Source organism: Hymenobacter sp. HSC-4F20 (assembly GCF_019599275.1).
GTDB lineage: Bacteria > Bacteroidota > Bacteroidia > Cytophagales > Hymenobacteraceae > Hymenobacter.
Window position 1 is genome coordinate 1,802,734 of the sequence record NZ_JAHZTD010000001.1, and the last position, 25,965, is coordinate 1,828,698.

Sequence of the window (25,965 nt, forward strand, 5' to 3'; positions counted from 1 at the left end):
AGTTATAACACTAACTCCCCGGAGTTTGCTCCCGTAATCCCATTATTTAATCTCTGATTTTCAGTTTATTGCGCATATTTTCGCTGCTTAGTGGCGAGCCTACGGCCTACTCTCCGCTGCTGGCAGAAACACCTCGGCCAGCATACACCGGGCACTGCCGCCCCCAATACTTTCAATAGTCGGAATAGCCAGGGGCACCAGCTCGGCGTAGCGGCTTAGAGCGTGGCGCTGCTCAGACTCCAGGGCCTCGTAGGCAGTTTGGGAGAGTACCAGCAACTCCGTGCCATAGGCCGACTGCACCGTGAGCATGTTGCCAACGAAACAGACGACCTGTTGCAGGGTAATAGCCAGTATCTCGCGGCCCGTCCGCCGGAGCGAGGCCACCACCGTAGCCCGCTCCACCGGGTCCCGGATGCTTTCCAGACAGATGACCGCAAACGCTGCTCCCAGGCACATCATCACATTGGTATGGTAGATTTCCTGGCCCCGGGCATCTGCCGCCCGGAAAGCGACGGCCTCGTACCCTAGCCGGGCCGCTACTTCCCGAAACAGGCTCTCCTCCGTCCGCACAGATAAGCCGGCGTACGCTACCCGGTGTACGTGGTCGAAGATGATACTGCCCGTTCCTTCCAGAAACCGTCCCTCCTGCTCGTGGGCCGACAGGTCCGTGACTTGTCGAATGGTAAAGTGCCGGCCCAGCGCCGCCAGAATATCGAGCCGGCGCTCAGCCCGGCGGTTGGGGGCGCACATGGGGTAGAGCAGCACGTGGCCGTCGGCATGGAAGGTGCCCCAGTTGTTGGGAAATATGGCGTCGGGCGTGTGGGGCTCGGGGGTATCGTCGAATACCACTACTTCCACCCCGCGCACACTTAATGCCGCTACAGCGGCATCAAACTCGCTGAAGGCCCGCGCCTGAATTGTCTGCTCGTCGAGCCCGGCCAGCGGCTGTTGAAAGTGGTTGGATTGGGCCGTTTCGGCATTGAACGCGAAGCGGGTGGGCCGGACAAGGAAAACGGTGCGGGCAGACTGCATAGAAACTAAGTGGTGGGTGGCCCTCACAAAGAAACAGCTTCCCATTAAATAATCACTGCCAGAGCCTGTTACGGCTACCGCAGCAGTACGCTACCCTACCCACACTTACCTTGCTTATCTACTTGTTTTCAAACCAGAAGCCAAGCAAGCTACTCAGTAACCTATTGGGTCATCAGGCCCTAGGTGCTACCCTACCAGCCCCCAATCAGCAGCTCTGCTCTCTATAATAAGCGGCCCATTTAACATGGCAGAAGTGGCCCGGTTACACTAACTCGAAGCCGTGTGTCAGTATTTTATTTTTCATACAAATCTGACACAGTCAGTTGTGTCAAGTATTATGTATTATCGTTAATTGACACAAACTATATGATGACGTTGTAAGCGAAAGCACAACCTGTGGTCAAGTAGTTACTTTTGCTTCTGCTTACTGGTGGTTTCTGGATGCCAAGCTCGGAGTTCAGTTGGTATAAAACAAAAGAAGCACGCCGGATAGCGTGCTTCTTGTAAGGCGGTAGGGCAAGCTAGCGCTTAGGCGCTGCGGCGAACTTTCACGGCGTTCAGGCCCTTACGGCCCTGCTCTACTTCGAATTCTACCTGGTCATTGTCGCGGATTTCGTCAATGATGCCGGTTACGTGAACAAAGATGTCTTCGCCGGTTTCGGCGTTTTTAATGAAACCAAAGCCCTTGGTTTCATTGAAAAATTTTACGGTTCCTGTCTGCATGATGCGAGGAGATGGATGATAAATGAAGCAAGCGGCAGCGGAACCCTATTGTTAATTCAACACGCGAATTAATGATAGCGACACGAGGCAAGTTGCCTTACTGAGTGTAAACCTACACTTTATTTCCGGAAGGCCGGACCTGGAACAGCAAAATGCTGATGTGAATGCGCTATGGACGCGGTTGTTTTACTGCTTGCCGAGCTTGGCTGAATAGCGGATGCCGTCTGGGCGGCTTACCCTACTCGCACTACAATTTTGCCGAAGTGCGAGCCATTGCCCATGTAGGCCAGGGCTTCCTTGGCTTGGTCGAACTCGAAGGTGTTGCTGATAACCGGCTTGAGACCGTTGCGGTGGAAGGCCTGGAACATATCCGTGAGCATGTGGGTGCTGCCCACGTAAATTCCCTGAATGCGTTGGGTGTTGATGGGCACCATCCCGAGGTTGGGTGCCTCGTCAGCCGGGCCGCCCACGGCCCCAATCTGGAAGATGCTGCCGCCAGCCTTCAGGGCCTTGAGGGAGCGGGCCAGTTGCCCGGCTACCTCTACCACGTACTCCACGCCGTGGCCGTGGGTTAGCTCCCGAACTCTGGCTTCCCAGTTGGGCGTTTGCTGGTAATTGACAAGCTCATCGGCGCCCAGGGCCTGGGCCCGAGCCAGCTTCTCGTCGGAGCTGGAGGTGATAATGGCGCGGGCCCCCAGCAGCTTGGCGATTTGCAGGCCGAAGATGGAAACCCCGCCGGTGCCTTGCAGCAGTACCGTATCCGTGGGCTTGAGCTGAGCTTGCACCACCAGAGAGTGCCAGGCCGTTACGCCGGCGCAGGGAAAGGCTGCCGCCTCCTCGAAGGAAAAGGAGTCGGGAACTTTGGCCACGGCACTTTCCGGGAAGGCGACATACTCGGCCAGCACGCCATCGGTGCTGCCGCCCAGGGAGCGGGCCGTTTTTTCGGCCGAGAAAGGTCCATCTGCCCAGTCGGGGAAGAAGTTGACGGCCACCCGGTCGCCCACCTGGATGGCAGTGACGCTTTGGCCAACCTCCGTTACTATCCCCGCCGCGTCGCTGAAGGGAATAAAGGGCAGCTTCTCGCCGGGGTAGCCAAACCAGCCGTTGGCCAGGGCCCAGTCGCGGAAGTTCAGGGACACGGCTTTTACCTGAATCTTCACCTCGTGGTCGCGGACGAGGGGCTCATCGTAGTTGCCGAGCTGGAAGTTATCCAGGTTTTTGGGGCCGTGCAGCTTGTATGCTTTCATGGAAATGTGGAGTTGCGGTAGGGCCCAACAACCGGTCTGGGCAGCCAATTGTTCGGGGTGGGGCCGTCGGTAAAGCCGGTGCTACGGGGTGTGGCGCAGGGCATCTTTGCGCATCCAGCCGGTGGCAGTCACCTTTCCCCAGTTGGATAAAGCGCACGAATACAGCATTGTTACGCTCTTCCTCCAGACGGCCTTTATCGCCTCGCACGCAGTGGGCTTTGCGGGGTTGGGTTACGTCAGCCGAGGTGTAAAAACAGGAGCGCGGCGTCTGCACCACCGCTGTTTGGAAGCCCACGGAGCCGGCCTCCGCAGCACTGCTGGCGGCCGGCTCCAGTTCGTAGCTGTAGTTGTCATCGGCGGGAACCTTCACCAACTGGGCGGGCGGCGCCAGGCGAGCCGGGCGGGGGCGACCTGGCTTAGCTCGCTGGCCTTCAACCACCCTACCGAGGTTGCGCCCCCTGGGCTTGTGAAGCGTGTTTTCACAAAACCAACGCTTTCTTCTCCATACACCACATCGTCGCGGAGTGGGTAGGGGCCGGTGGGCTCGGATTGCTGGGGCGAGTCGAAGAAGTAGGCCGCTGCTACTGCTACCCGGTACTGGCCGCTGCTACCCGCGGGGAAGCTGCAGTACTCTCGGCCGGAGCAGCGGAGGAGGTGCCGGTAGCTGGGGAAGCTGCCGCAGGGGCACTGGCTGACCGGTCGGAGTCCGGGCGGCGGGGCTTCTCGTCGGAGCAGCCCGTGAGTAGTCCGCCCCTATTCCCAGCACCAGCCCCGTTACCAGCCCCGCGCAGTCTGGGCGCGGGCCTGCTTCCGGCCCTGCATGCCAGCCCTCGGGCCGGCCAGTTTTTGCTTGCTGTTGCGTACTCATAGGCGTATTGGTGGCCGCAACTCCTGTGGTCCGGTTTGGTTTCTATGCGTACGCGGTTTTCAGGCTACTGGCGGTGAGCAGGTAGCCGCTGGGTGGGGGCGCACTACCGCTTTGAAAACCTTCCGGCCCGGGTACCAGTATTACCGTTTCCCGGTAACTGCCGGGCTTGCTTGCCGCCGCTCCCGGGGACGTGCTTCCCCCAAAGCAGGCAACCCGTTTCCATCCCCGACAGTTTACGGCTTTCATCGTGGCAGACTCCACCCCCGCTTACCTTAGCTCCCCTGCTTCTGAGCCGGCCCCGATTGTGCTGGCCGGCGCTACCGGCGCCCTCGGCCTGCTTATTGCCCATCACCTTCGCCGACGCGGGACTCCCGTGCGGGCCTTGATCCGGCCGGGAGCCGGCCCCCGGCCCGAGGTAGCGTCTCTGCGGCTGCAGGGCGTAGAACTAGTGGAAGTAGCCTACGACAATGCCCCCGCCCTGACGGCGGCCTGCGTGGGGGCCGCCTGTGTAATATCGGCGCTATCGGGACTGCGGGAGGTGATTGTGGATGCGCAGACCCAGCTGCTGGAAGCAGCCGTAGCGGCGGGTGTGCCGCGCTTTATTCCTTCCGACTTCTCTGCCGATTTTACCCGTCTGCCCGAGGGCTCCAACCGCAACTTTGATCTGCGGCGGGAGTTTCAGCGCCGGCTCGACAAGGCTTCCATCCAGGCTACCTCCATCCTCAACGGCATGTTCATGGAGCTGCTCAACGGTCAGGCGCCGCTTATCCAGACCGGCCTGGGCCGCATCCTGTACTGGGGCGACGCCGACCAGCCCCTGGACTTCACTACCATGGTAAACACGGCCGAGTTTACGGCCGCCGCCGCCCTCGACCCTACCACGCCCCGCTACCTGCGCGTGGCCGGCGAAGTAGCCAGCATTCGGGCAGTGCAGGCCGCCGCCAGCCAGGCCCTAGGCCAGGAGTTCAAGCTTTTTCGGGTGGGGGGGCTAGGCCTGCTTGATACGATGATTAAGGCTACCCGCACTTTATTGCCGGCCAAGAACGAGGTGTTTCCGCCGTGGCAGGGTATGCAATACCTGCACAACATGCTCAGCGGCCAAGCCAAACTCGCGGAGCCACTGGACAACGACCGGTACCCTGAGGTTCGGTGGACAAAGGTGCGGCAGGTGCTGGCCTAAGAAACCCGCTGGCCGCTGTGCCGGGGCTGCGTGGCCCGTAACACACGGCCGGCATGGGCCTTGCCTTCCGTGGGTGGTGGCCAGCCAGAGCACTCCCTTGGCTTGGCGAAAACCTACGGCCCCGGCCCGTTACGGAAGCTGGGGTTCCGCAGAATTTTCGTAAGTATGCTCCCATGAAGAAACTTCTGCTTCTTTGGTTGCTGCCCGGCTTGCTGCTGACGCAGCAGGCCTACGCCCAGGCCACTACCTCTGGCGCTGGGCCGAAGCCCGCTACTGCCGCCCGCACCTCCGGTAATCCCATCTTCCCCGGCTGGTACGCCGACCCCGAGGCCGTTATTTTCGGCAAACAGTACTGGGTGTACCCGACCTACTCGGCTCCGTTTGACCAGCAGGTGTTCATGGATGCGTTTTCCTCCCCTGACCTGGTACACTGGACCAAGCACCCGCGCATCATCGACACCGCTAGCGTTACATGGGCCCGACGCGCTATGTGGGCGCCCGCCGTAGTGCAGAAAGGCGGCAAGTACTACCTGTTCTTTGGGGCCAATGATGTGCACGAGGGGGAAGTGGGCGGAATTGGGGTGGCCGTGGCTGACCGCCCGCAGGGCCCATTCCGCGACTACCTGGGCAAGCCCCTCGTGGGCAATATCCACAACGGGGCCCAGCCCATTGACCAGTTCGTATTTCAGGACGCAGATGGGCAGTACTACCTGCTCTACGGGGGCTGGTCGCACTGCAACCTGGCTCGCCTCAAACCTGATTTTACTGGCTTGCTTCCTTTCCCCGATGGTAGCACTTTCAAGGAAATCACGCCCCAGAACTATGTGGAAGGTCCCATTATGTTCCGTCGCCAGGGCAAGTACTACTTCATGTGGTCAGAAGGCGGATGGGCCGGGCCCGACTACTCGGTGGCCTACGCCGTAGCCGACTCTCCGCTCGGTCCTTTTCAGCGGGTAGGGAAGATTCTGCAGCAGGACCCCCAGGTAGCTACCGGAGCCGGCCACCACTCTGTCATTCAGGTGCCGGGCAAGGAGGAGTGGTACATCGTGTACCACCGCCGCCCCCTCACCGAAACCGATATGAACCACCGCGTCACCTGCATCGACCGGCTGTATTTCGACGCCCAGGGCCGCATTCAGCCGGTGAAGATTACCCAGGAAGGTGTAGCGGCACGGAAGCTGTAGGAACCTGGAGTTGTGGCAACAAAAAGGCGCGGGCGGCTACCCGCGCCTTTTTGTTGCCATTGCCTCAGTGCCCTTCAACGCCCCGGTAACGCCGCCGCTGAGGTTACTAACCGGATACTACTCTGCCGAAGTGCGCTTGAGCAACAGCTACCTACTCCCTAAACGCGCTGGCAGCTAGGTGGCGGCTACCGGCGTCTGCTGCCACTGGTGCGGCAATGAAAAGGCCGCCCCGAGTTGTCTGGAGCGGCGCAACCCACAGCTTGCCTACAAGTAAGACAGCCACCAGTACGTATGCCGCTGCTTGAAGTCCCGGTACCAACGGCAGGGCCAGTACAGCAGTACCACCACGGCGGCCCACACCAGGTAGGCGCGCAACAGGCTGGGCTCGTACCTTTGCGGCCAGGTAGGCGGGGCCGCAAACGATAAATTGAGGGCCTGCCCAAACGCCAGGCGAGTCCAAAGCCAGGCCCCGGCACTGATCAGCCCCAGGTGGAGTAGAAAGTAGAAGAACGGCACCTGCCCATAAGTGCGCAGCCAGCGCGTCAGGCGGTTGTCTACGGTTTCCAACTGGCTCAAGAGGAGCAGGGTGACGCCTAGCGTCAGGCTCACGAACAGCAAAGAGGGCGGATACTTACTCACATTTAGAAACGAGAACACCGTGTAGGGCCATCCGCGCGGCTGCGGGCTCCAGGGGCTGGGGTCGCCGTACCAATTCGTGGCCCGCAACGCTATAAAGAGCAGCAACAAACCAGCGCCGGCCCGGCGCAGCCGGCGGGTCCGCTCGGAGAGCGGCTGCCCAAACCACGGCCCTACCACGTAGCCAGCTAGCATCACGCCCAGCCACGGCCCCACGGAATACGCCACCAGCGCCGGCGGTAGTGGCCCCAGGGGTACCACAAAGGGGGTGTTATGCAGCAGGGCCCAGCCAATGTTGCCAGCAGTTATCGGCTGAATAAAGGGTAGCGCATCGTGGCCTAGCAGAACGAGGGCCGCCAGCGCGGCCAGTACCGGGCGCGGCAGCCAGTGCAGCCCTGCCAACAGCACCATCCCGCAGCCGATACCCCAAATGACCTCCAGCACGATCATATTGTGATTCCACTGCAGCAGGAAGGTGATAAGCATCACCTCGATAAAAACCAGCCACAGCCCCCGCGTAAGCAGAAAGCGACTGGTAGCGCCCCGGCTCCCCTGCTTCTGCTGTTGCAGCCAGATACTTACGCCCGAAAGAAACACGAACGTAGGCGCGCAGAAGTGAGTAATCCAACGGGTGAAAAACAGGAGGCCCGTAGCCTGAGTAACATCCTCGGGCCGAAAGACTGTGGGGCTCCATAATTCGCGCACATGATCCAGCGCCATAACTACCATAACCAGCCCCCGCACTACATCCACAGCTTGCACCCGGGATACCGCCGCCCTACTCCGGGCCCATACTGCGGGTAATGCCATAGATTGTTCCATGTGGTACGGATAGGGGGCAAAGCGCGTGTGGTTACGAAGGTAGCGAATCAAGTATCACGGCTTCAGCCTCCCTATCTACCACCGCTGCCCCCCTTCTAAGCAGAAGCCACTTATGCGCGCAGGAATAGCTCATGCACCTACGCCTCAGCAAGCGTAAAGCGCCGGTGACGAGACGTGATATGTACCTTATAGGGCGACGCTGCCCGTTGAGTAACCACGCCTTGCGGGCTGAGGAGAGCCTTCCCAACCGGGCGCCGACTTATACTAAAGCCCAGGGTAGCGCCAGCCCGCTCAACCTGATTTTGCACTCTGCCAGGCCCGAGACGCGCTGGAGCTTCCCCCAATTCAGGCTCTCTTTTCGCCTTACGCCTTCCCTTCTACCGATTTCTTGCGGCAAGCTTGCGTTATTTGGCAGGTAGCCCCGCTGTTGCGGCGTGTATGTACCCCAATAATGATTAAACAGCCTCTTTTTTCCGTTCTGCTGGCCGTTGCTCTGCCCCTACTGCCTACCCTGTCTGCCCGGGCCCAACCCACCGATTTCACCCCTGCCTGGAGTAAGGGGGTAGTGTGGTACCAGATATTCCCGGAGCGCTTCAGCAACGGCGACCCGGGCAACGACCCCAAGGTGACCGACCAGCATGGCGCCTACCCCTTCGATGCTACCTCTCCTTTCCAGATTCATCCCTGGCAGAGCGACTGGTACGAGTTGCAGCCCTACGAGCAGAAGAATGGAAAGGACATTTGGTATAACATTCAGCGCCGGCGCTACGGCGGCGACTTACAGGGCGTGCTCAACAAGCTGGACTACCTGCAGAAGCTGGGCGTGAATGCCGTGTACCTGACCCCAGTATTCTGGTCGCCCTCCTCGCACAAGTACGATGCGCTGTGTTACCACCACATCGACCCTACCTTCGGCCCCGACCCCGAGGGCGATAAAAAGCTCATGACCACCGAAAACCCACTCAAGCCCGAAACCTGGGTGTGGACCAAGGCTGACTTACTAGCCCTCAAGCTGATTGAAGAAGTACACAAGCGCAAGATGCGCATCATCTTCGATGGCGTATTCAACCACCTCGGAGCCAAGAGCTTTGCCTTCCAGGATGTGGAGAAAAACCAACAGGCCTCGCCTTACGCCGACTGGTTTTCCGTGAAGAGTTGGCGCGACCCGGCCAAGGGTACTGCCTTCGAGTATAACGGGTGGTTTGGGGTGAAAACGCTGCCTGAGCTGCGCGAAGACGCCAACGGCATTGTGGCCGGGCCCAAGCAGTACATCTTCAACGCGACCAAGCGCTGGATGAACCCTATGGACAAGGGCGCGGCCCATGGCATCGACGGCTGGCGCCTGGATGTGGCCTACGATGTGGGCCACCCATTCTGGAAAAGCTGGCGCCAATGGGTGCGCAGCCTCAACCCGGAGGCTTACATGACGGCCGAACTGGTATTTCCCATCGAGCAAACCCGGCCCTACCTGAGCGGCGATGAGTTCGACGCCACCATGAACTACAACTTCGCCTTTGCGGTCCACGATTTTTTCGTGCAGGAAGCCACCGCTGCTACGGCTACGCAGTTTGATAACCGACTGCGTGAGCTGCGCGAAGCCTTTGGGCCGGGCGTGGCCCTGAACATGCAAAACCTGGTGGACAGCCACGATGCCACCCGCATTGGCAGCGCCGTGGCCAACCCCGATGGCAAGAAGTTCGGCGACTGGGGCCCGTACTTCAACTGGAGCCAGAAAAGCAACAACCCCACCTACAACGCCCGCAAGCCCACCCCCGCCCAGGTGCAAAAGCAAAAGCTGATTGCGGCCTTTCAAATGCTGTACCTGGGCTCCCCCATGATATTCTACGGCGACGAGGCCGGCCTCTGGGGCAGCAACGACCCCGACTGCCGCAAACCCATGCTCTGGGCCGAAAAGGCCTACGAGCCCGAAACGCATAACCCCGACCAAACCAAGCACGACCCTGACCCGGTAGGCTTTAACCCGGAGCTGTTTGCCTGGTACCAGAAGTTCATCGGGCTCCGGCGGCAGCACCCGGCCCTGCGCCTGGGCACCTTCACCACGGTAGCCACCGATGATGCCCAGAAGCTCTACGCCTTCCGCCGCCAACACGGCCCCGACGATGTGCTGGTCATCTTCAACCGCGGCAACCAAGCGGCCACCTTCACCAATGCCGTTTTATCCAAGAACAAATACCGGGACGCATTTACCAAGAAGCCAGTGAAGCAGGTAATCGTGCCAGCTATGGATGTGCGGGTATTAAGCAAGAAATAAAGCTCCTATGCCGCTGTTAGCTGATATGTCCATACTAGCAACAGCGGCATAGAAGCTTTGTCTTACCCTTCTTCAACCGAAAAGCGCCGCCCCGGAAACCGGGGCGGCGCTTGCTGCGTGGGGCTAACCTCAGTGTTTCCACTGGGTTCGGCGAAACTGCTTCCAGCTCCGCTCTCGTTTCGCCAGGGTGGCGTTGCTGGTTTCGGGGCCGTGCGGAAAGCAGTAGGCGCAGCCGCGGGCATTACCGAACACCACGCGCGACACCTGCACGTTGGAAAACTTGGCTGGGAAGTCGACAAAACAGCCTTCTTCCACCATGCCAAAGGCCTTTTGGAGTTGTTTAACTCGTTTCATGAAGCTTTGAGTTGGTACTCAAAGCGGGCTACCCTTGGCGAAAACGGATAAGTAGATCATTGATTGGAATGCGCGTTCAGCGGTAAGCCCATGGTAGAGAAAACGGCTGATTTTCCGGTTTTCAGGGGCGTACGCACCGGCTTGGCGTTTCCTGGCGTCGGCTATTTCAGCTTGATGCCTTGGGCCTGCATGGCCTGCTCCTGCTTGGCTTGGTTGGCCAGGAACTCCTGGTGCTGAGCTTCCGTGCGCTCCGAGCCGAGGCGGGCCAGATGCTCGCGCACCTGGTCGGCGGGCAAATCGTTGCAGTAGATGGGGCCGCCGGGCTGCTGCCGCCACGATTCGCGCATGGTGCCGCCGTCGAGGGCGTCAAAGCCCAGCTCTTCTACCAGGGCCATTACTTTCTGCTTGGCTGCGGCATCATCGGAGGCTACGGGCAGGGCAATGCGACCGGGCGTGCCGGCGGGCTTCCCGTTTTTCTCGAGGTGCTCGGCGAAGATGTTGTTGAACACTTTCACTACCGGGCGGCCCAGGTGCTGCTGCACCCAGCCGCTTTCGGTCAGGTCGCCGGTTTCCAGCTCCGGAATATGGCCGTCGCGCAGCATGGGATAGTAATTGCTGGTATCGATGATGGGCACCTCGGCCGGTACATCGGCCAGCAGGTCTTTGGGCAGGTCCGGGATTTTCTCCAGGGGAATAGTCACCACGATGAAGTCGCTGCCGCGGCGGGCTGCTTCCTCGGCCGTCACGGGGGTAGCGCCGGTTTTCCGGGCTAGGTCCTGCAGGGTTTCGGGGCCACGGGAGTTGGCAATGTAAACTGAATGGCCGAGGCTGGTGAGCCGCACGGCAAGGGCGCTACCGATGTGGCCGGCGCCAATGATTCCGATGTTCATAGGTTGTGTTGTTTGGTTCGTACGCCGGTGATGTGCCAGCGCAGGGAGGTAAACAGCGGAAGTGGACGTTTTGCTTTTTTTGCCAGGCGGTTCGATTACTGGTAGGACCACTAGTAGCTTATGCCCAGTAGGTACGCCTACCTCTTCATAATGACCTAGACCATCTGGGTATTGTTCTAACGCTGGCATGTGTTTCTACGAGCGTTTCTCGCAGTCTTAGGCTGTAACGAGTCCGTTTGCGTCATGCACGGCAAGAGCTCACCCTTTATTGCGTCGCAGGCCCAGCCTCAAGGGGCCCATCAGAAAGGCATATAGCGTGAAGTTGCTTAGTATTCTGCTCTTTAAGAGCAGTAAATAACAACTCCGATAAAAATAATGCACTCCCTACAAGGTATATACCTACCATTAACCAGAGAGCTCCCCTACTACGCTGAGCAAATGGTTTTGACACTGGATATAGTAGTACGGGAGGATCAATACTTGTTAAGAACTGGCTGCGTTGAATAGCTTTTCTATACGATAGGTTTTTGTCGCTGTCACCAGCGCGTTCCAGGTATTGAAAGTTAAGCAGAGAATCTAACCGAGCGGCTTTAACCTCTGCACGCATCGCCTGATTTAACCTAAGCACCGTACTGTCCCGCTCTTCCTTGTCGGTACTGCGCGCAAATTCTTTGCTGAGCTCATAAGCCAACCATACCGCATATACTTTTTTGAGTGTATCGGTATGGTTGGCTAGCAAAGGAAGGCCTATTCTCAGGTGCGAGGAAGGATTTCCAGTTTTGGACTGCACGACTACAGAGTCATACACCGCCATTTTTTTGTTGACATACACCTGCTTCAGGAAGTAGTAACGAGCAGGCGGCCCGATAGCCATTTCAGCTATGTTATTTAACACAGCTACCCTACCAAGCCGCTTGCTTACATACTCATCTATCCTCCACGTCATCAACAGAACCAGCGTTACGGTCAAGAAATAAAAGGACACGTAACCCTAATCCTTTTCACCGGTGGTCCGAGACGCGTTTTCCTCCAGCATCAGGAGCCTTGGCCGTAAGAAACGCCATAGTAAAACGAGGGTGGCTATGCCTGGAATAAAAAAGGTCCATACCGCGCTCTGTGAACTGGCTGTCTGTTGGTTCAACTGCCAGTCAATGGCCAGAAAGCTCAGGATAACACCATTCACAATTAGCAAATACGGCAGAAAAATCTGCCGTATTTTCAAAGAAGTATGGTCCATCTAAACAATAATTCGTCAGCTACTCCTGCCCCGGAATCTTTACGCCGCGCTCCTGGGCTACCTGCTGGGCTAGCTCGTAGCCGGCGTCGGCGTGGCGGAAGACGCCCATGCCGGGGTCAGTGGTGAGCACGCGGCGCAGGCGCTCGGCTTTTTCGGGGGTGCCGGTGGCCACGATGACCATGCCCGCGTGGGTGCTGTTGCCAATGCCCACGCCGCCACCGTTGTGCAGGCTCACCCAGTCTGCGCCGGAGGCCGTGTTGGCCAGGGCGTTGAGCAGGGGCCAGTCGGCCACGGCGTCGGAGCCATCTTTCATGCCTTCGGTTTCGCGGTTGGGCGAGGCCACGGAGCCGCAGTCGAGGTGGTCGCGGCCGATGACGATGGGGGCCGAGACTTCGCCGCGGGCTACCAGGTCGTTAATAACCAAGCCGAACTTCGCCCGCTCGCCGTAGCCCAGCCAGCACACGCGGGCCGGTAGCCCAATGAAGGGCACCTTGGCCTGGGCCTTCTCAATCCAGCGGCGCAGCATGCGGTTTTCCGGGAAGGTTTCGAGCAGGGCGCGGTCGATGCGCAGGATGTCTTGCGGGTCGCCGGAGAGAGCCGCCCAGCGGAACGGTCCCTTGCCCTCACAGAACAGCGGCCGGATGTAGGCAGGCACGAAACCGGGGTAGAGAAACCGTCCGGTTGAGTCGCGCACTTGCAGCCCGCCTTTTTCGGCCTGTCCGCGCAGGTTGTTGCCGTAATCGAGGGCCACGGCCCCGCCGGCCTGCAACTCAATGATGGCCCTGCAGTGCTTCACGATGGAGGCCAGAGCCTGGCGCTTAAACTCTTCGGGGTTGTCTTTGCGCAGCTGCAATACGGCCTCAATGTCGCCCTCGGGAATGTAGTCCATCAGGTCGTGGGCCGAGGTTTGGTCGGTGACGATGTCGGCCTGGTAGCCGCGCGCCAGCAGCTCGGGCAGCACGGTGGCCGCGTTGCCAGTGAGGCCGATGCTCCAGCCCTGGCGCGCCTGCTTATACTGCTCACACAAGTTCAGGGCGTGGTCTAGGTCGCGGGCCTGCTCGTCGAGGTAGCCTTCCTGCACCTTCTGCTTCACGCGGGCATCAATGGGCTCAATGACCAGGCACACCCCGTCGTTCATGGTCACGGCCAGGGGCTGGGCCCCCGACATGCCGCCCAGGCCAGCCGTAACGGTGACGGTACCAGCCAGCGTGCCGCCGAAGTGCTTGTCGGCCACGGCAGCGAAGGTTTCGTAGGTACCCTGCAGGATGCCCTGGGTAGCAATGTAAATCCAGGAGCCGGCCGTCATCTGCCCGTACATCATCAGGCCCAGGCGGTCCAGCTCATCAAAGTATTCCTGGGTGCTCCAGGCCGGCACGAGGTTGGAGTTGGCAATGAGCACGCGCGGGGCGTGGGCCCAGGTGCGAATCACGCCCACGGCCTTGCCACTCTGCACGAGCATGGTTTCGTCGGCCTCCAGGTTTTTGAGCGTCTTTACTATCGTCTGGTACTCCTTCCAGTTGCGGGCGGCGCGGCCGGCGCCGCCGTACACAATCAGCTCGTCGTAGACCAGGCTTACGGCCGGATCGAGGTTGTTTTCGAGCATACGGAGGGCTGCCTCGGCTTCCCAGGTTTTGCAGCGCAACCCGGCGCCGTGCTGGGCGCGCACGGTTTCGGCGGGCTTGTACTCGTAGTACATAGGCCGGGTAGCCGGCTGCGGGGCGTTGGCCGCGTCAGAAGTGGAGGCAGCTTCTAGGTTAAGCTCAGGGGTGATGGAGGCGGTGGGGGCAGACATAGAGTAGCGCGGCTGGGTAGTACTTGGGGCTGGAAGGTATGCTTTTCCCACGGTCCGGCCCAGCCTCTGGCAACCCGCCCGGCAAGATTGTTTACCAAAGCTTAACGCCCGTTTGCCTGCCCGCCCCGGGCAGGTGCCGTATCAGACGGAAGTTTTGCTGATAAGCTGTTCATTCACTGTTTGCGTTGCCCGTATGCGCCACTTCACCACCTATTTTCAGGTTCTGTTTTTGCTGCTCTTACTTGTGCTTGGAGCAGTTAATCGTCGCTTCCGCTTCCACAGTGCCGCGGCTGGCGCCCGCTCAATGGGCAATACCCTCGCGCCCACTTTTACGCCCCTGCAGAGCCAAGGCCTGGTTTATTCGACCCGGCAGGCTCAGCAGTAGATGCTGCACCAAGCTCAACCATTATAAAAAAACCAAGATTTTATTACTCTAAATCAGGTTACCTATTTTCTATTCGCAGTATAAAGCACTGATTCGTCGCTAACAGGCTCGAATCGGCTAAAAACTCCACCAACACTCCACTTATCCTACCAACACCATGAAAAAGGTTCTGTTTATGGCCCTCGCTGCGGCCTCGTTCACATTCGCTTCGTGCGGTGGCAATCAACAAGAAGGCGCTGCTGGCTCGGGTACGGGCTCGGAAGGCGGTACCGGCACTGAGTCGGGCAGCGGCTCCGGCTCGGGCTCTATGGATGCTTCCGGCGACGCTGGCATGAGCAGCGACACGAGCAGCATGGGCACCGGCTCGGGCGGCGGTGGCACTACCAGCAACGGCGACCAGAGCGCTGGCTCTACCACCAGCGGCACCAGCACTACCGGCGGCTCCACGGCCGGCGGCATGGGCTCTACGGCAGGTGGTAGCACAGCCGGTGGCTCCACGGCGGGCGGCTCTACGGCCGGCGGCAGCACTGGCACCACGGCGGGCGGCAGCACGGCGGGCGGCACTACGGGTGGTGGCTCCACGGCCGGCGGCGGCACTACGGGCCGCTAGGCCTACCTCAGGCATAAAAAAAGCTCCTCACTGGGTGAGGAGCTTTTTTTATGCCTCAGCTTCTCCCTCTCGGAGAGAAACTCCGGAAGCTGAACAGTAAAAAATAATCAAGAATTATTTTACCTCTGATGGGTTACCTCCCCCGTTGGCCGCTATTAAGGTTCGGATTCGCGGCCGACTGGCGGCGGGCTCACTCTTTCTTCTGCCCTTATTTACTTGTCACTTACCATCACCATGAAAAAAGTTCTGTTCCTCGCTCTGGCTGCTGCTTCGTTCACTTTCGCTTCGTGCGGCGGCGACGCTACCACGACTAACGAAGGCGGCACCGGTGCCGATGACGCTTCGGCTACGGAGGCTCCTGCCACCGAATCGACCACCACGACTGACTCGACCATGACCGACACCGGCGCGGGCGCCGGCTCGACAACTGGCTCGACCACTACGGCGGGCGGCACTACCGAAGGTTCGACCACGGGCACTACCGATGCTACCGGCACTACGGCTGGGGGCACTACGGCTGGCACCACCACGGGTGGCACCACCGCTCAGTAGTCTGTGGCTTAGCAAACAATACGAGTAAGAAAAAGCCCCTCACTAGCTGAGGGGCTTTTTTGTTTTTAGAGAGGTAGGGCCGCGGTACTATTTGCTTGAGCTGTGCAGCACAATACCGCCGTTGGTAGTTACGGCCCGCACGGGCGCCCCGCCCTGGCCCAGGTTCAGGGCTACCTCTCGGCTGCCGTTGCTGCTGCCTGGCAGGCTAGTGTTGATAATGCCCCGCTGGGTGCTGGTGAACAGTTGGGCTGAGTAGGCGGCCGGAACCTGCCAGGAAATGCCGCCGTTGGTGGTTGTTACATCAAGGCCCTTGCCTTCCCAACGGCTCCCGGTCAGCGTAATGCTCAGTCCGCCGTTCTGGGTCTGGCCTTTGATGTCGCCCCCGGAGCCGGTGATGCTGACGCCCCCATTTTGGGCTTCAAATGAAACCGGGCCCTGTAGATTTTCGAGGTGGATGCCGCCATTGTGCGTAGTCAGGGCCAGCGCCACCTTTTCGGGCACGAATATCTCATAGCTCACGGCATAGCCCGCGGCATCGGCTGAGCTGGCCGCACGCAACGTATTGGCTTCACTGCCGATTTTCACCTGCCCTACCCGCTCCCGGGCTTCGGCCTCGGTACGGGCCCAGGCTTGCACCTTCGCCCGCACCCGCACCTGGGAGCCGGCGTAGCCTTTCACCGAAATGCCCCCGTTGCGCAGCCCGTCAATTGTGAGGCGTTGTCCGTCATTTGGGGCGGGTAGGGTCAGGTCGCGCGTTTCGCAGTAGCGCTTTTGGCCGGAGCTACCCCACTTGCCTTCCTCGCAGGCGGAGGTAAAGACGGGCTGGCTGGTTTGGGCGGCAGCCGTCAGGGCCGAAGCGCCCACTAGCAGAGGAATAAGTACCTGTTTCATAGTAGGGAAGTGGTAAGGTGAATACTACCCCACTGACAACGGGCAACCCGTAAAGGACGCATACACCACGAAACTTTTCGTACACCGTATCATGCGGCACCCGTTGCTTACCCCTGGAGGCCGCTCAGCTAGTCGGTAGTGCTACCTCGTTCGATGGTTGCCTTGCCGGTCAGCGGCGCGCACTACGCGCAATGAATGGTCAGGCTCCTAGGCGCGTAGGGCGACCAGGAATTGCAGCCGGCTTGGTAGGGCCTAGGCTCTTCAGCCAGCTTCGGGTTAGACAGGTGCTAAAGGGGGGTTCGACAAATAAATTTCAAGTATTCCTATACCTAAATGAAGTTTCGCCGTATGTACCGGCGCTGATGCACCCACATTAGTATTTTCATTCACTCGTTCCTTGTATTATGCAGCGCTTTTCTACTCTTCTGCGCTTTTTTGCGCTCTTCCTTCTGCTTGTGCTTGGCGCAGCTAACCGTCAGCGTCCGCTAGCCAAGCTTACCTTCTCGGAAGAAATTTCGGCTTTCTTCCGTAGCGTAGCAGTAGCGCCCTCCAACACCTAGGTCGGGCAGCTTTTCCAGCCGAGTATCTGCCAGCCGCAGTTCCTTCCGCCCCACCCGCGGAGGGAACTGCGGCTCGTTGTTTTTAGAGGGTGTAGCGCCGGGGGTAGTGCTTACCGCCTGCCGCTGTGCCGCCATGTTCTTCTCACGACGGGGAAATTTGGTTAAACCGCGCGGCGTATGTAGTGACTTCTCTACCTTTGCCCGGTACCCTTGCGGCCGACCGCCGGTAGCGGCCGGCTCCTTCCTCGACACTCCCTGAACCCGAATCGAATGGAAACTTCTCCCTCCAACATCCCCGCCATGACCCTGCAGCTGGGTTCTTACCAGGCTGCCGTTGATGCCAAACTTCAGGATTTCAACGCCCGCAACTTCACCGCCGGCTTCTGGCAAAAGCAAGCCGACCTGTGGGTGCAGGATGAAGCCGCCCAGCAAAGCCTGCGCAGCTTTATGGGCTGGTTGCGGGTAGCCGAAACGATGCTGCCCCGCGTGGGCGAGATTGAGGAGTTTGCCCGCGAGGTGCAGGCCGCTGGCTTTCAGCACGTAGTGGTAATGGGCATGGGTGGTAGCACCATGACTCCCATTGTATTCCGGCAGGCGTTCCAGCAGGGCGCCGATGCCCTACCCCTCTCGGTGCTCGATACCACCAACCCCGGTACGGTGCGCGAAATTGAGGAGTCGGTGCCCCTGGCCCAGACCCTCTTTGTGGTAGCCAGCAAATCGGGCACCACGGCCGAGCCCCTGGCTTTCGGCGACTATTTCTATGCCCGCCTAAAGGAAATTAAAGGCGACAAGGCCGGCGAAAACTTCGTGGCCATTACCGACCCTGGCTCCAAATTCGTGACCCAGGCCACCGAGGAAGGCTACCGCCGTATCTTCCTGAACTTTGCCGAGGTAGGCGGCCGCTTCTCGGCCCTCTCCTACTTCGGGCTGGTGCCGGCTGCTTTGTACGGTATCGACATCAAAACCCTGCTGGAGCGTGCCATTGACATGATGCGCGCCACCGGCTCGGAGGGCGACGTGCAGCAAAACCCCGGCTTAGAGCTGGGCGTGGCCCTGGGCGTACTGGCCCAGCAAGGCCGCGACAAGCTCACGCTGGTAGTGCCCGACACCATTTCGGACTTTGGCCTGTGGCTGGAGCAGCTGGTAGCCGAAAGCACCGGTAAGGAAGGCAAAGGTATTATGCCCCTGGCCGGCGACCCGCTGGGTAGTCCCGAGGTGTACGGCCAGGACCGCGTGTTCGTGTACGTGGGCTTCGAAAACCAGCCCGACGAGCAGAACCGCCAGCAAGTAGCTGCCCTGCAGGCGGCCGGCCACCCGGTAGTTACCATTCTGATGCATGATGCCCTGGACTTGGGCGCCGAGTTCTTCCGTTGGGAGGTAGCCACGGCCATTGCCAGCGCCGTGCTCGAAATCAACCCCTTCGACCAGCCCAACGTGCAGGCCGCCAAAACCGCCACCGACCAGCTGATGAAAGTGGTAGTAGAAAAAGGCTCCCTGCCCGAGGAAAGCGCCCCGGTGCTCCAGGAAAACGGCCTCGACTACTACGCTAACGTATCGGGGGGTAGCGCGGTGGAGGTGCTACGTGCGTTCTTCGGCCAGAGCCAGCCCGGCAATTTCCTCTGCATTCAGGCTTACCTCCAGGAGTCTCCAGCCCTGAACCAGGAGCTACAGGAGGTGCGCAGCCTGGTGCAGCAGCACTTGCACATTGCTACGGCTTCGGGCTACGGTCCGCGCTTCCTGCACTCCACGGGCCAGTACCACAAAGGCGGCCCCGACAACGGTCTGTTCCTGCAAATCACCACCGACCACGCTCAGGACCTGCCCCTGCCCGGCCGCCCCTACACCTTCGGCACCTTCCAGAACGCCCAGGCCGCCGGCGACCTGAAGGCCCTGCAGGACTACAACCGCCGCACCCTGCGCGTACACCTCGGCTCGGCCGGCGAAGCCCAGGGCGTAGGCACTTTGCTTGCCGCCCTGCGTGAGGCCCTGGCGTAAGTTGTAGCACTTCAAACTTCCTGAAAAGGCCCGACTGGTTCGCCAGCCGGGCCTTTTTGGTGCCGGGGTATGACAGGGTGTGTTCTTCTTAAGAAAGAAGCAAGGAACCGGGGGAGCTCTCAATAGATGAACTCCACTTTTTCGCTTCTCTCGGAAAGACACGGCGGCAAACTCTCTGTTACCCATACCCAATTCAGAGGAGGTTCGTACTGACTGTATCGTTTCACCTACCCCTGAACTCATGGAAAAGGTAGCCGCTGGGGTTCACCAGCTCTCTATTCAACGTTTTGTTAATGTATACTTTGTAGAAACCGGTCATGCGGGTGCCTGGATACTGGTGGATACTGGCCTACCCGGCTCCGAGAAGGCCATTATTGAGGCTGCCGACAAGATTTTCTACCCCGGCACCCACCCCGAAGCTATTCTGCTGACCCACGGCCACATGGACCACTCGGGCTCGGCGCAAGCCCTGGCTGAGCACTGGAAAGTACCCGTGCTGGCCCATTCTTTAGAAATACCTTTCCTGACGGCTAAAGCCGTGTATCCGCCCGCCGACCCTACCGTAGCTGGTGGCGGCTCGCTGGCTTTTGTGGCCCGCTTTTTCCCGCCCCAGTCGTTTCAGCTCAGCGACTATGTGCAGCGCCTACCCGAAAACGATACGGAACCACCTTTCCTGCCCGACTGGCAGATTCTGCACGTGCCGGGCCACGCGCCGGGCCAGATTGCGCTGTTCCGCGAGAATGACCGCACCCTGATTGGGGCTGATGCCTTTGCCACGGCCAACCACGAGTCGGTGCCGGAGCTGCTGTTGCAGCTGCCCAAAATCAGCGTGGCGGGCGCGCCGTTCAACTACAACTGGCAGCAAGTGCGCGAGTCGGTTCAGAAGCTGGCAGCCCTGCGACCCGCAGCTATTGGCTGCGGCCACGGCCCGGTTATCAAAGGTCCCGAAGCCGCCGCTGGCCTGCAAAAGCTAGCCGATGAGTTCCCGATGCCGGCTCAGGGGCGCTACGTGCAGGACCCCGCGCGCCTCGACGAAAACGGGGTGGCCTACCTCCCCGCTGCGCCCCACGACCCCATCCGGCAGAAATTTGCCATTGCCGCCGCCGGCTTAGGGGCGCTGGTAGGGGTAGCCGTGCTGATTAAGCGCTACCAAAAGCACAAGCAAAACGAGTACCCTCAGAAAACCTCGCCCGTACCCAAGCGCCCCCGCACCGACGAGGTAGTGCGCTACCCGGAACACTACTAAGTTTTGCTTGCCCTTCCAACGAAGGCAGAACCCAAGGTAATTCATGACAGGATGAACCCTGACACCTGGCTCTACTCGACATACGCTCACACGCTAAACGCCCGCTTTCAGCGGGCGTTTTTTATTCTGCTACCCCTGCCGCGGCCGGCTGAGCATCCGGAGACAGAGCCTCCTGCTTTACCGAAACGTTGCCGTTAACGGTGGTGGCCCGGAGCTGGGCCCCACCCTTGCCCAGGGTTGCAACCAGGTTGTGGGGTAGCACGCTTTTGCGCTTGGTGTTCAGCTCGGCCTGTACCCGGCCCTGCACCGTGCGCGCCATAATGGTGGCGGCGTACACCGGCGGCAGTTGCCACGTAATGTTGCCATTTACCGTGCTGACATCCAATGTAGGGCCTTGCCACGTTTCGCCGGTCAGGGTCAGGCGCAGGTCGCCGGAGGTGGTTTTGCCGCGCACATCACCGCCTACCCCGGTTAGGGTAATGGAGCCTTTGGTGCTTTCACAGCGAAGGGTACCGCGCACGTTTTCAATGCTGATGTGGCCATTAGTGGAGCGCAGGGTCAGGTCGGTTTGGGCGGGTACCAGCACCTCGTAGCTTGCCTCCCACCCATCCAGCGACTCATTGGCCCGGGCTGCCCGCACGGTGTTGTTCTGGGTACTAACGCGCACTGCCGCGGCCAATGCCTTGGCCGCTTCCAGGGTAGCGGCGCGCCCCGTCACCAAAGTGCGCACGCGCACGGTAGTACCGGCCCAGTTGCGCACGGTAATGCTACCGTTCAGGCGGGCGTCTATGGTGAGTGGCGTGCCGGCGGGCGGGGCGGGCAGGCTCAGGTCGCGGGTTTCGCAGTGTTGCTTCTGCAGCGAGTTGGAGGCAGGGCGGGGCGCGCAGGTGAGCGTAAAGGCCGGGCCAGGAGCCGGTTTAGCCACGGGCTTGGAAGCCGATTTCTGGGCGGCAGCGGGCAAGGCAAGCGTGAGGCTCAGCAGGCAGGCAAGCAGATGTTTCATAGGAGAAGGAAAGCTCGGAGCCCAGGCAGAAAAACAAAGAGTACTCTTCTTGCTGCTCTACGAGGGGTAGTACTTATGCGCTCAGGGTGGCAGCTACGCCCGTCAGGTAGGCCGTGAGGATGGTGGCAGCCAGCCGGGCAGTCTGGTTGTCACGGTCGAAGAGGGGGTTCAGCTCCACCAGCTCAAACAGCAGTACCTCGGGCTCTTTGCCGGCCAGAAAAGCGGCTTCCGTTGCCTGCCGAGGCGTGAAGCCATCGGCGCTGGGCGCCGATACGGCCGGGGCGTAGGCTTCGGCGCAGCCATCCATATCGAAGCTCACGAAGGCGGGGCCCGCGGCGGTAGCGCGGCGCAGGGCCCGGCGCATGTACTCGGCCATGCCATCCTGCTGCACGTGGGCCAGCGGGACAATGGTAGCCTGTTGCTGGTGCAGAAAGTCAATATCCTCGCGGGTGTTGAGGTTGGAGTGCAGCCCGATTTCGGTAAACCGCTCCCCGGCCAGCACTTCTTCGCGCAGGAGCTTGCCGAAGGGCGTGCCGCTGCTGAGCAGGCCCGGCCGGTCTTTTACATCGGCGTGGGCATCCAGGTTGATACCGCCCACGGCGTGCCCGTTGGTAGCGTCGAGCAGGGCCCGGACGGTGCTGTAGGTGCCATCGTGGGAGCCGCCCAGCACCACCACCCGCGGATACTGGTGGAGCAGGCGCGTAAGCTCGGCCCGGATGGTCTGGTGGTTGGCTTCGTGGTCGGGGCTAGCGCGCACGTCCAGGTTGCCCGCATCGGCAATGCGCAGGGCGTCCAGACTGACGTTGTGCTCCAGGTTGTAGGTTTTGTGGTAGCGGCGCAGCTCCCGCCGGATGGCCTCGGGGGCGCCGGCCGCCCCGGCGCGGCCGCCTTCCAGCACGGTGCCAAAGTCGAGCGGTAAGCCCACCAGGCACACATCGGCCTGGGGCAGTTCGGCGGCGGGGCGCAGTAAGTCGCGGATAAAGGTGGGCATGCCCAAATGTAGGAGTAAACCGCAGCTTGCTTAGCTGCCCGTGGGGTAGCTGGTGCCCATCTGGCGGGCGCAGGTTACCTTGCAGCATGCTATATCGTTTCGTTTTGGCCGCCCTGCTGGGTTTCAGCGGCTTTTCGGCAGTGGCCCAGCGCACCTCCCCTACCGTGCCCCGGCTGGCACCCTCCTTCTTTACTACCTACTCTTACCTGACCTACTCCATCCTCGACCGGGGCACCAGTCCTACGCCTATGCCGGCGAAAGGGGTAGGTGGCACGCTCACGCTCCGCCCCGACGGCACGTATCAGAAGCGCCTCACGCTCAGCGCCAACGGCGGCACCATGCCCTTCGACCAGGACGGGCGCTATACCTTTGCGGGCAACCGCATCAGCTTTTCTTATACCGATAAGAAAGGCCAGTCCCGCACCGACGCGGGCACGTTTCAGCTGCGCAATGGCCTCCTGACGCTGACGATGCAAGGCTACCCCGCCGGCAACCAGAGCATCTATACCCTGCGCCAACAGTAGCCACCCGGGCACCGAAAAAAGAGGATGCCGTTTGTGACAACGCGCTGCAGCGCCGAACGTCCGGCGCTTTCTGCGGTGCTCTATCTTGCCTTTGCCTCCACCGGCCCGTTCTCCTGTATCTATGCTTTCCAACATTATTTTTTACTCCCTGGATAAGGCTATCCGGCAGTACCGGCGCTTTGCCCAGGCCAACATCGACCGGGCGGGGATAGACATTACCATTGACCAGTGGCTGGTGCTGCGCGTGCTGGAAGAGCACGACGACCTGACCCAGATGGAAATAGCTGAGCGGGTATTTAAAGACCAGGCGTCGGTGGCCCGGATTCTGGCGTTGCTGCTGAAACGCGGCCTTGTGCTATCGGAACCCCAGCCCACCGATGGCCGCCGCAACCGCCTGCGCGTATCGGCGGCTGGGGAAGCGACGCTGGCGGCCGTACAGCCGGTGGTACTCAGCAACCGCGCCATCGCTCTGGCCGGCCTCAGCGAAACCGACCTTGACCACCTGCGCCAAGTACTGGAACGCATCTACCGCAACTGCTCCAGTGCCTCTAATGCTACCCCAGCGGCCCCCACAAAGGTGGAAGGGGAAGGCTGACCCGTCGGGACTCAGGCGCAGAAGCGGGATATTTTGCCGGCTTCTATGCCCCCTACCGGCAGCAAGCAGCCGGCAGCTAGAACTGAGGCTAGGGGTGCTGGGCGGCGTTGGGCCGTGCATTGCGCTCCGCCGGGCTTTCTGCTAACTTGCAGCCCCTTTCGGCCCCGCCCGCCGAAGTAAAACCTCACTAATTCACCTTTTCACCAACTTACCATAGATGGGACGCGCGTTTGAATTCCGCAAAGGCCGCAAAATGAAGCGCTGGGACCGAATGTCGAAGGACTTCACCCGGATCGGCCGGGAAATTGTAATGGCTGTAAAGGAAGCCGGCCCCAACCCCGACACCAACTCCCGCCTGCGCACGGCCATGCAGAACGCCAAAGGCGTGAACATGCCCAAGGATCGGGTAGAAGCCGCCATCAAACGGGCCAGCAGCAAAGAGGAAAAAGACTACCAGGAAGTGGTATATGAAGGGTACGCCCCCCACGGCGTGGCCATTGTGGTGGAAACGGCCACCGACAACCCTACCCGCACCGTGGCCAACGTACGCATGTACTTCAACCGCGGCAATGGCGCCCTGGGCACGGCCGGCTCCTCCGATTTTACCTTCACCCGCAAGGGCGTGTTCAAGCTGGCCGCCGAAGGCCTCGACCGCGACGAGCTGGAGCTGGAGCTGATTGACGCCGGCGCCGAAGACGTGTACACCGACCAGGAAGAGGACGAGCACGGCAACGTGAAAGACTATATCGTGGTAGAAACGGCCTTCACCGACTTCGGGCAGATGCAGAAAGCCCTCGAGGAAAAAGGCCTCAACGTGGTGTCGGCGCAGCTGCAGCGCGTGCCCAATACCACCGTGCACCTGGAAGGCGAGCAGCTGGAAGAGGTGATGAACCTGATTGAGAAGTTCGAGGACGACGACGACGTACAGGCTGTGTATCATACGCTGGGCTAACGCGCTGACGGCTCCTGGCACGTACACACGCGGGCTGCGCCAGGTGGCGCAGCCCGCGTGTGCTTTTACGTTCCCTTTAAAGGCTACGAAAAGGCGCGCTTCACTACGCTGAACGCCACCAAAGCTTCCGGCCTTATCTTACTCTTGCTTTACGGTGGCACACGCTTTCCAGCACGCAGCCAACGCGCCGGGGTAGGAGCGGCGGATACGGGCAATTCGTGCTGCTGCTTACCCCACGGCCAAAACGCCCCGGCAAGCGCAGGTACATACTTGCCCTGCAAGAGGCTGCATGCTTCTGCTACGTCCTATTCATTTCTGTCCTGATGAACCTCGTGATGACGGCGTTGCTCCGGCTACCCGCAGCATTTCGTAAAGCCCAGCGTCAGCGCCAGCTCCTGGCCCTGATGCAGCAGGCCCAAGTGCCGGGCTTGCAGCTAGTACACACCCACCGGCACCAGACTACCCTGTATCAGCTGGGGCACCGCAAAAGCGGCACTTCCGCGGCCATTGAGGCGCACACCATCTTTCAGGCGGCCTCCCTGGGAAAGGTGATGCTGGCCTATACAGCCCTGCGCCTCCACGACCGGGGCGTCCTGTCGCTGGACGAACCGCTGCTGGCGTACTACCCCTACCCTCGCTTACATCAGCAACCGGCGGCCCACCAGATTACGGCTCGCATGGTGCTCACCCATACCTCGGGCTTGCCCAACTGGGCCGAGCATCCGCTGGGCGCCGGCTGGGCCACCTCCCCGCTCACTCTGCATGGCCCTCCTGGTAAGCGCTGGCAGTATTCGGGCGAAGGATACGTATTTCTGCAAAAAACGCTGGAGCAACTGACCGGCAAGCCCCTCCCCCTGCTGGTGCAGGACGAGGTAGTAGGGCCTCTGCACCTGCCCAATAGCAGCTTCGTGTGGCGGCCCGACTTTGCCGCAACAGCCGCATCCGGTCACGACGGCGCCGGCCAGCCTACTGCAGTACAGCGCTTCGAGCAAGCCAATGCGGGGTTCAGCTTGCTGTCGACAGCGGCCGATTACAACGTGTTCCTGCAAGCTGTGCTGGCTGGCACTGGGTTGAAGCCCGCTACCCGGGCCCTGCTGCTGGAACCGCAGTGCAGCGCAGAACGCCGCGCAACGCCCGCCCGCCCGCCCGACCCGAGCATTGCCTGGGCCTGTGGCGTCGGCCTTGCGCGCACCAGCCGCGGCCGGGCCTTATGGCACTGGGGCAACAACGGGGACTTTACTTCCTTCTTCATGGCTTTTCCCAGCCGGCAGGAGAGCCTCGTGTTTTTTACCAACAGCGCCAATGGCCTCAAGCTCACGGATGAGGTGCTGCCATTATTTTTTGGTCCCGGCCAGTACCAGGCGGCACGCTGGCTGGCGGAAGAACAGGTGTAGCGGCATACGGCGGTTCTGCCAGGGGCTTAG

Annotated in this window: 24 protein-coding genes; 12 read left to right on the top strand and 12 right to left on the bottom strand. The window is 60.5% G+C overall.

Annotated features, from left to right (window positions below; translation table 11 throughout):
* Positions 1-99: 99 nt before the first annotated feature.
* From ctlX to K3G63_RS07790, 3 genes are all read right to left on the bottom strand, one after another.
* Positions 100-1,032: a citrulline utilization hydrolase CtlX gene (ctlX, locus tag K3G63_RS07780; RefSeq protein WP_220613480.1), complete on the bottom strand. Its 933-nt coding sequence runs from the start codon at positions 1,030-1,032 to the stop codon at positions 100-102.
* Between the two features lie 528 nt (positions 1,033-1,560).
* On the bottom strand, positions 1,561-1,755 hold the full coding sequence (locus K3G63_RS07785; protein WP_220613481.1) for a cold-shock protein: 195 nt from the start codon (positions 1,753-1,755) through the stop codon (positions 1,561-1,563).
* A 233-nt stretch (positions 1,756-1,988) separates the two neighbouring features.
* Complete coding sequence (locus K3G63_RS07790) at positions 1,989-3,002, bottom strand: NAD(P)-dependent alcohol dehydrogenase (protein ID WP_220613482.1); 1,014 nt, start codon at positions 3,000-3,002, stop codon at positions 1,989-1,991.
* Between the two features lie 1,115 nt (positions 3,003-4,117).
* On the opposite strand from K3G63_RS07790, the gene K3G63_RS07795 reads away from it, so the two are divergent.
* Complete coding sequence (locus tag K3G63_RS07795) at positions 4,118-5,050, top strand: NmrA family NAD(P)-binding protein (RefSeq protein WP_310794569.1); 933 nt, start codon at positions 4,118-4,120, stop codon at positions 5,048-5,050.
* Between the two features lie 173 nt (positions 5,051-5,223).
* Positions 5,224-6,234, top strand: coding sequence for a glycoside hydrolase family 43 protein (locus tag K3G63_RS07800; RefSeq protein ID WP_220613483.1), 1,011 nt, complete (start codon positions 5,224-5,226; stop codon positions 6,232-6,234).
* Positions 6,235-6,498: 264 nt separating this feature from the next.
* Here K3G63_RS07800 and K3G63_RS07805 read toward each other — a convergent pair whose 3' ends face one another.
* Entirely contained in the window at positions 6,499-7,692 is a 1,194-nt protein-coding gene (locus K3G63_RS07805; protein WP_220613484.1) for a DUF1624 domain-containing protein, read from the bottom strand.
* Between the two features lie 451 nt (positions 7,693-8,143).
* On the opposite strand from K3G63_RS07805, the gene K3G63_RS07810 reads away from it, so the two are divergent.
* The gene (locus K3G63_RS07810; protein WP_220613485.1) at positions 8,144-9,964 is read left to right on the top strand and encodes a glycoside hydrolase family 13 protein; all 1,821 of its coding nucleotides are present in this window, start codon (positions 8,144-8,146) and stop codon (positions 9,962-9,964) included.
* Between the two features lie 129 nt (positions 9,965-10,093).
* Here K3G63_RS07810 and K3G63_RS07815 read toward each other — a convergent pair whose 3' ends face one another.
* From K3G63_RS07815 to hutU, 5 genes are all read right to left on the bottom strand, one after another.
* Entirely contained in the window at positions 10,094-10,318 is a 225-nt protein-coding gene (locus K3G63_RS07815; protein ID WP_220613486.1) for a hypothetical protein, read from the bottom strand.
* 161 nt (positions 10,319-10,479) lie between these two features.
* Positions 10,480-11,397, bottom strand: a complete 918-nt coding sequence (locus tag K3G63_RS07820; protein WP_259404304.1) for an NADPH-dependent F420 reductase — start codon at positions 11,395-11,397, stop codon at positions 10,480-10,482.
* Positions 11,398-11,473: 76 nt separating this feature from the next.
* The gene (locus K3G63_RS07825) at positions 11,474-12,178 is read right to left on the bottom strand and encodes a hypothetical protein (protein WP_220613488.1); all 705 of its coding nucleotides are present in this window, start codon (positions 12,176-12,178) and stop codon (positions 11,474-11,476) included.
* Between the two features lie 21 nt (positions 12,179-12,199).
* Positions 12,200-12,445 carry a hypothetical protein gene (locus tag K3G63_RS07830; protein WP_220613489.1) on the bottom strand — a complete coding sequence of 82 codons (246 nt, stop codon included), beginning with the start codon at positions 12,443-12,445 and terminating at the stop codon, positions 12,200-12,202.
* A 19-nt stretch (positions 12,446-12,464) separates the two neighbouring features.
* The gene (hutU, locus tag K3G63_RS07835) at positions 12,465-14,237 is read right to left on the bottom strand and encodes a urocanate hydratase (protein WP_220613490.1); all 1,773 of its coding nucleotides are present in this window, start codon (positions 14,235-14,237) and stop codon (positions 12,465-12,467) included.
* A gap of 193 nt (positions 14,238-14,430) precedes the next feature.
* Here hutU and K3G63_RS07840 point away from each other — a divergent pair, with 193 nt between their 5' ends.
* The 3 genes from K3G63_RS07840 to K3G63_RS07850 all read left to right on the top strand — a co-directional run bounded on the left by K3G63_RS07840 (position 14,431) and on the right by K3G63_RS07850 (position 15,784).
* Positions 14,431-14,622, top strand: coding sequence for a hypothetical protein (locus K3G63_RS07840; protein ID WP_220613491.1), 192 nt, complete (start codon positions 14,431-14,433; stop codon positions 14,620-14,622).
* A gap of 157 nt (positions 14,623-14,779) precedes the next feature.
* Positions 14,780-15,232 (top strand): hypothetical protein, encoded by a 453-nt coding sequence (locus tag K3G63_RS07845; RefSeq protein ID WP_220613492.1) that lies wholly within the window; start codon positions 14,780-14,782, stop codon positions 15,230-15,232.
* Positions 15,233-15,466: 234 nt separating this feature from the next.
* Positions 15,467-15,784, top strand: a complete 318-nt coding sequence (locus tag K3G63_RS07850) for a hypothetical protein (protein ID WP_220613493.1) — start codon at positions 15,467-15,469, stop codon at positions 15,782-15,784.
* Positions 15,785-15,871: 87 nt separating this feature from the next.
* On the opposite strand, the gene K3G63_RS07855 is transcribed toward K3G63_RS07850, so the two are convergent.
* Complete coding sequence (locus K3G63_RS07855) at positions 15,872-16,675, bottom strand: hypothetical protein (RefSeq protein WP_220613494.1); 804 nt, start codon at positions 16,673-16,675, stop codon at positions 15,872-15,874.
* A gap of 830 nt (positions 16,676-17,505) precedes the next feature.
* On the opposite strand from K3G63_RS07855, the gene K3G63_RS07860 reads away from it, so the two are divergent.
* Positions 17,506-19,230, top strand: a complete 1,725-nt coding sequence (locus tag K3G63_RS07860) for a hypothetical protein (RefSeq protein WP_220613495.1) — start codon at positions 17,506-17,508, stop codon at positions 19,228-19,230.
* A 241-nt stretch (positions 19,231-19,471) separates the two neighbouring features.
* Positions 19,472-20,476: an MBL fold metallo-hydrolase gene (locus tag K3G63_RS07865; RefSeq protein WP_220613496.1), complete on the top strand. Its 1,005-nt coding sequence runs from the start codon at positions 19,472-19,474 to the stop codon at positions 20,474-20,476.
* A 121-nt stretch (positions 20,477-20,597) separates the two neighbouring features.
* On the opposite strand, the gene K3G63_RS07870 is transcribed toward K3G63_RS07865, so the two are convergent.
* Both K3G63_RS07870 and K3G63_RS07875 read right to left on the bottom strand, forming a co-directional pair.
* Entirely contained in the window at positions 20,598-21,479 is an 882-nt protein-coding gene (locus K3G63_RS07870) for a DUF4097 family beta strand repeat-containing protein (RefSeq protein WP_220613497.1), read from the bottom strand.
* A gap of 73 nt (positions 21,480-21,552) precedes the next feature.
* A complete protein-coding gene (locus tag K3G63_RS07875) occupies positions 21,553-22,470 on the bottom strand; it encodes an arginase family protein (protein WP_220613498.1) in 918 nt (305 codons plus the stop codon).
* A gap of 86 nt (positions 22,471-22,556) precedes the next feature.
* Here K3G63_RS07875 and K3G63_RS07880 point away from each other — a divergent pair, with 86 nt between their 5' ends.
* The 4 genes from K3G63_RS07880 to K3G63_RS07895 all read left to right on the top strand — a co-directional run bounded on the left by K3G63_RS07880 (position 22,557) and on the right by K3G63_RS07895 (position 25,935).
* Positions 22,557-22,994 (top strand): copper resistance protein NlpE, encoded by a 438-nt coding sequence (locus K3G63_RS07880; RefSeq protein ID WP_220613499.1) that lies wholly within the window; start codon positions 22,557-22,559, stop codon positions 22,992-22,994.
* A gap of 121 nt (positions 22,995-23,115) precedes the next feature.
* Positions 23,116-23,589 (top strand): MarR family winged helix-turn-helix transcriptional regulator, encoded by a 474-nt coding sequence (locus K3G63_RS07885; RefSeq protein WP_220613500.1) that lies wholly within the window; start codon positions 23,116-23,118, stop codon positions 23,587-23,589.
* A gap of 217 nt (positions 23,590-23,806) precedes the next feature.
* Entirely contained in the window at positions 23,807-24,541 is a 735-nt protein-coding gene (locus tag K3G63_RS07890; RefSeq protein ID WP_220613501.1) for a YebC/PmpR family DNA-binding transcriptional regulator, read from the top strand.
* 323 nt (positions 24,542-24,864) lie between these two features.
* Positions 24,865-25,935, top strand: a complete 1,071-nt coding sequence (locus K3G63_RS07895; RefSeq protein WP_220613502.1) for a serine hydrolase — start codon at positions 24,865-24,867, stop codon at positions 25,933-25,935.
* The last annotated feature ends 30 nt before the right edge of the window (positions 25,936-25,965 follow it).